This window comes from Bradyrhizobium uaiense (assembly GCF_010811875.1).
In the GTDB taxonomy this organism is placed as follows: Bacteria; Pseudomonadota; Alphaproteobacteria; order Rhizobiales; family Xanthobacteraceae; genus Bradyrhizobium; species Bradyrhizobium uaiense.
This window is the reverse complement of record NZ_VKHP01000421.1, coordinates 1-3757: the sequence shown is the minus strand read 5'-3', so window position 1 is coordinate 3757 and position 3757 is coordinate 1. Positions and strand designations below refer to the sequence as shown.

4 protein-coding genes and 2 pseudogenes are annotated in these 3757 nt (G+C 64.4%); 2 read left to right on the top strand and 4 right to left on the bottom strand.

The annotated features are described in order from the left end of the window. Positions 1 to 163: 163 nt before the first annotated feature. The 4 genes and pseudogenes from FNJ47_RS45110 to FNJ47_RS45100 form a co-directional block, all read right to left on the bottom strand. Entirely contained in the window at positions 164 to 757 is a 594-nt protein-coding gene (locus FNJ47_RS45110) for a TetR/AcrR family transcriptional regulator (RefSeq protein ID WP_163163114.1), read from the bottom strand. Next, positions 754 to 888 carry a hypothetical protein gene (locus FNJ47_RS53420; protein ID WP_016843141.1) on the bottom strand — a complete coding sequence of 45 codons (135 nt, stop codon included), beginning with the start codon at positions 886 to 888 and terminating at the stop codon, positions 754 to 756. Before FNJ47_RS53420 ends, FNJ47_RS45110 begins: the two co-directional genes overlap by 4 nt. A gap of 639 nt (positions 889 to 1527) precedes the next feature. After that, positions 1528 to 2136: a hypothetical protein gene (locus tag FNJ47_RS45105; RefSeq protein WP_163163112.1), complete on the bottom strand. Its 609-nt coding sequence runs from the start codon at positions 2134 to 2136 to the stop codon at positions 1528 to 1530. Beyond that, positions 2129 to 2416 (bottom strand): annotated as a pseudogene (locus FNJ47_RS45100) (hypothetical protein); the annotation flags it as partial. The gene FNJ47_RS45105 and the pseudogene FNJ47_RS45100, both read right to left, overlap by 8 nt. Here FNJ47_RS45100 and FNJ47_RS45095 point away from each other — a divergent pair. Together FNJ47_RS45095 and FNJ47_RS45090 are read left to right on the top strand one after the other, a co-directional pair. After that, positions 2415 to 2765: pseudogene (locus FNJ47_RS45095) on the top strand (sensor histidine kinase); the annotation flags it as partial. The pseudogenes FNJ47_RS45100 and FNJ47_RS45095 sit on opposite strands and share 2 nt — an antisense overlap. Before the next feature lie 16 nt (positions 2766 to 2781). Then, a complete protein-coding gene (locus tag FNJ47_RS45090; protein WP_163163110.1) occupies positions 2782 to 3435 on the top strand; it encodes a response regulator in 654 nt (217 codons plus the stop codon). Positions 3436 to 3757: the final 322 nt, after the last annotated feature.

Below are 3757 nucleotides of genomic sequence, written 5' to 3'. Positions count from 1 at the left end.
AGAACATGGCGGATTCAAAACGTGAGAGCGTGAGGATGTAAGGGAAGCACCAGCGGATGGGTTCCCTCCCCCCCTTGCGGGGGTCCGAGGCGAGCGAAGCTCGCTCTCGAGGTTAGGGAGAGGGGTGCCGCTTGCTCCGTTGCGAGAGAGCGCGAGCGCCGAGCTACTGCTTGCACACCCGCACGCCCCGCAGCAGCAGGGCGATCAGGGCGTCGATCCGGGACGGGCATTCGGGCTTGGCCCATTCCTCGGCATGCGCCGGGTGATGGTAGCGGACGGTCGCATCGAACACGGCACGTGCCGTCGTCTTGACGTCATCGATCTCGAATTCGCCCTGCGCGACGCCGTCGGACAGGATCTTCGCTATCAGATCGACCTGCTTGTCCTTGTAGGCTTCCACCACCTCGCGCGCGCCTTGCGCCAGCGCGAGGTAGGTCGCGAACATCTCCGGATCGTCGCAGACCTTCTTCTGCTTGATGTTGAAGGCGGTGCGCAGCCATTTCTCCAGCCGCTCCGGCGCGGGGCCCGAGCCGGCCGCAAGCTTGCACAGCGGCTCGTTGGCGCGGTCCAGCCAGCGTTTTGCCACTGCGTCACGCAGCGAAGCCTTGCTGGGGAAGTGACGGTAGACGCTGCCGTGGCTGACATCCAGCGCACGGGCCACGTCGACAACGGTGGCCTTGGTCAACCCGTAGCGTCTCAAGACATCCTCAGTTGCCTCGAGGATCCGCTCGGGTGTCAAAACCACCGCCTCGTTCATGCGTTTACCGTCTGGTTATCGCTGTCCTGCCCGCGGGTGAACTTGGCGGCCTGGGCAGCCAAGTGACGGGCGACGCGAAGGTTGAGCCACTGTTGAATCTGGGCGGTCAATTGAAAGATTTCTATCGTCATGGAGGTAGTCCTTCGAGGTAATCAAATTGAAGTCCGGTTGTCCCGGCCAAAACGCCGGAACAGTCGCTGGGCGCCCTCCTCCCTTGAGCATGGTGTGTATATACACCATCCCGCTGACAGATTTCAATATCTGTCAGACAAACTTTGCGAGATGACAGCTATGCGGTCCGGCCGGCCCACCGGGCCTCTGGGAGCCGGCTGGTGGACGCTACAACGTTCCGTGAGCGGTCGGGCGATCTCGTAGGGCCGTCCTATGTCTTTGCCCTGGGGCTACCCGGGAGACGCTCGCATGGACCGGCCGATGACCTTCAAGGAGATTGCCAAGATCACCGCGGGCGCGGTGGTGTCACTGGTCATCGTCGGCTGGCTGATGGTCCTCGCGATCGCCTTCCTGACGGTGCTCTGAGGCCCGCCTCACCGCCCTCGACTTCACATACGTGGCGCCCGGAATCGAAAGGGGCCGCTTCACGCAGCGGCCCCTTTGCCGGGAAAATGGCTTCGGGATAAAATCTAGCCCCGGTTATCCCCAAGATACACCGTTCAGGGGGTTGAGGAATTCCGGATGACTACTGTCCACGCCTCTGACTGATTATTGGCGATCCCTATTTTTGTGCCATCGGCCTGTCGGTGCGCGTCCGCCTATTGCTGCTCGTCCTTGGGCGGCATCCGCGGCGGTGGCAGCGGCGTGAACACCGATCCTTGCGCGCTCGCCGGCGGTGCCACGAACGTCCCCGTGGTGGAATCGCCGCCGGTGGTCTCCATGATCGTCTTCGGCGTGACGTACTCCCTGACGAAGTCCATGAGGGTCCCGTCGCCGCCGCCGAAATCCGCCGCCCGCCCGCCTTGCGGATGCCCGGCCTTGATCTCGTTGTCGGCGGTGTGGGTCTGCTCGGCCAGTGCGTCGCTGTAGGGAATCCGGAAGGCGCGCGGGACGGCGCTCGGCCGGTTGTCCTCGTCGAGCTCCTCGACCCAGAGATAGATCGAGCCCGGGTCACCCTCCAGTGAATGGGGCTCCACGATCCGCGTCGACAGCAGCTTGAAGTTGGCCGGCAATTTTTCCGCGGACGCCCACCCGAGCAGGCCGCGCATGCCGCCGAAGCTGACGAAGTAGAACGCGCTGGTCACGACGATGACGACAGCCTTCAGCGACCAATGCAGCCGCGCATAGACCAGCACGATCAGCAGCAGCGCAGCGATCACCGCGTAGGCGACCGCAATGGTGAGGATCACTGATTGCAAGCTATTCACGGCGGAGCACCCTCACGCCGGATTTCGGCACGCCGGTGTTCGGATCAAGGTCGGCGCCGTTGCGCCAGCTGCTACGGAACGTCTCGAGCAACGATTTCGGCCGCCGGTCGACGTTGATCACCTTGCCCTCGGCATCGAGACGAAACCGCACCGCGGTCTTCTCGTCGCCGGTGTGATCGACGGTCAGCTTGTCGTCGAAGATCACCTGCGCCGTCGGATTGAGCTTCTGCACCTTCACATTGGCCTGCACCGGCTCGCCGGTCGTGGCCTGGAAATGCGAGGAGCTCGGGCTGGAGGCAAGCCTGGTCGATCTCGTCGACAGCTGGCGATCCCGCACGGCGCAGCCGATGATCCAGCTCGACTTGCAGGGCGACCTCGCCGACATCAGCGGCACGGTCGCAGCCACCGCCTATCGCGTGGCGCGGGAATGCCTGACCAATGCGCTGCGCCACAGCGCAGCGCGCGAGATCGTGCTACGGATCGAGCGGCGGACCGGATCCGAGAACGCATTGCTGGTGCGTGTCGAGGACGACGGCGGCGGCGATGCGGCCAAGGTGGCACAGTCGGCGGGCTTCGGCCTCACCGGCGTCAGCGAGCGCGTCGCTGCCACGATCCCGCTCGCCGCCTGAGATGACGACCGCGAAGATGGCAACCGTGACGACCAGAGGCATCTCGATCCTGCTGGTGGACGATCATCCCGTCGTCCGCCAGGGCTATCGGCGCGTGCTCGAGCATCAAGACGATTTTCGCGTCGTCGCCGAGGCCGACAACGCCGCCAACGCCTACCGCGCATTCAAGTCGCACGCGCCCGACGTGGTGGTGATGGACATCTCGATGCCGGGTGCCAGCGGACTGGAGGCAATCCGCAACATCCGCGCGCGCGACGCCGATGCCCGCATCCTCGTCTTCAGCATGCACAGCGAGGCGGCCCAGGTGAAGGCGGCATTCGGCGCCGGCGCCTCTGGCTTCGTCACCAAGGGCAGCGAGCCGGCCGAGCTGATCGCGGCGATCCGCTCGGTGGCGCGCGGCGAGCACGCGATGAGCGACGACGTCGCGCGGGTGCTCGCGCTGGAGAGCCTGGTGCCGACCAGATCGGCGCTCGACCAGCTCGGCGAGCGCGAGATCGAGATCCTCAGGCAATTCGCCGCCGGGAGCACCAAGGAGCAGATCGCCGCCAACCTCAACCTCAGCACCAAGACCGTGCAGAACTATCACTACCTGATCAAGGCCAAGACCGGCATGCGGACCGACGCCCAGCTGGTCCGTCTCGCCGTCGAATGCGGGTTGGCGAATTTGTAGCGGCTGCCCCCGGTGAGCCCGGTGAAATCGGGCGCAGATCACAAGCTGAGACCTCCTCCGTCATTCCCGGCACGCGCACCGCGCGTGAACCCGGAATCTCGGGCCATAATCTCGAGATTGCAGCGTTCGCAATTGCGAAATTGGGGTTCGAATTGCCCCGGAATGACGGTCGCTTTCGCGTGACAAGCCGGTGGATTACGCTTCGCTTCTGTAACGGGCCTCGATCAGTCAATCCCTTTTTGCGTTGTCCACTCGCCGGGGTCTCGCTTCTGTACGGGGTCGACGCAAGGCCGCCACCTGATGGGGTTAGAAGAGGAAGAGG